The sequence below is a fragment of the Moraxella caviae genome, assembly GCF_002014985.1.
GTDB lineage: Bacteria > Pseudomonadota > Gammaproteobacteria > Pseudomonadales > Moraxellaceae > Moraxella > Moraxella caviae.
Map to the genome: position 1 here is coordinate 1 of NZ_MUXU01000091.1, position 850 is coordinate 850.

General features: G+C 31.6%; 1 pseudogene. It reads right to left on the bottom strand.

The features are described 5' to 3' along the window. Nucleotides 1–766: 766 nt before the first annotated feature. A pseudogene (locus tag B0181_RS11975) lies at nucleotides 767–850 on the bottom strand (IS1595 family transposase); the annotation flags it as partial.

Below are 850 nucleotides of genomic sequence, written 5' to 3' on the forward strand. Positions count from 1 at the left end.
GGGGGGGTGTTGAAGTTTCATACTCAAAAAAATTTCCCGTCAAAGGTTGAGGTAATACAATAAAGTCAAAGTCTATAAAGTCATTGCGCCTGTCAAACAATCCATAAAATTACCGACAGCTTCAAGCACTACAAAACAATCTTGCTTAAAAAAGGCAATCATGACAACACCATGATTAAGCCACACAAGACAATCCTTGTAAGGCAATGCCTAAAACTAAAATGGCGGCAATTTACAGATTTCACTGGGCGCAAATCCACGCCTATTATAAGGTATTTTCACTGTTAATGATATAGCCCACCCCCCCCCCCGCTATTTTGACGCTCTGCCTAACAATCATTCAGTTAATGCTTAAATAATAAATTTTAATAACGCAATAGCAAAAATACAGCAATAATAAGACGCGAAAGAATAGCAACTGATAACTATTATCATATCAAAAAACCATTATATTTCAATCACTTAAAAAATTTAGATTAAATAATTTGTCAATGATTGTACACTATTAGAAGTTTTTAATTAAAAGTTACAAAATTTTACAAAAAAGAATGTAAACAACTAGGTTTCAATGGAGTATTTTTAAATTTTATATACGACGCAATACCAAAGTAGTATATTGTCAAATATGCCACAAAACAAAGTAGTATAAAATCTTACTCATAATAGATAGATATAATAATCAAGAGATGTATAGATAAATCAAACCAACCAACGCACCAACATAATAAAAGAAGCATTAAAATCTAGGGGCTGTACTAGATTAGCCCTAAATCCCACACCATTTTCTTAAAGTTTTTAGCTTTTGTGATGGTGTACCATAGTTAAATCTAAACTCGCATTCTTTGATAAA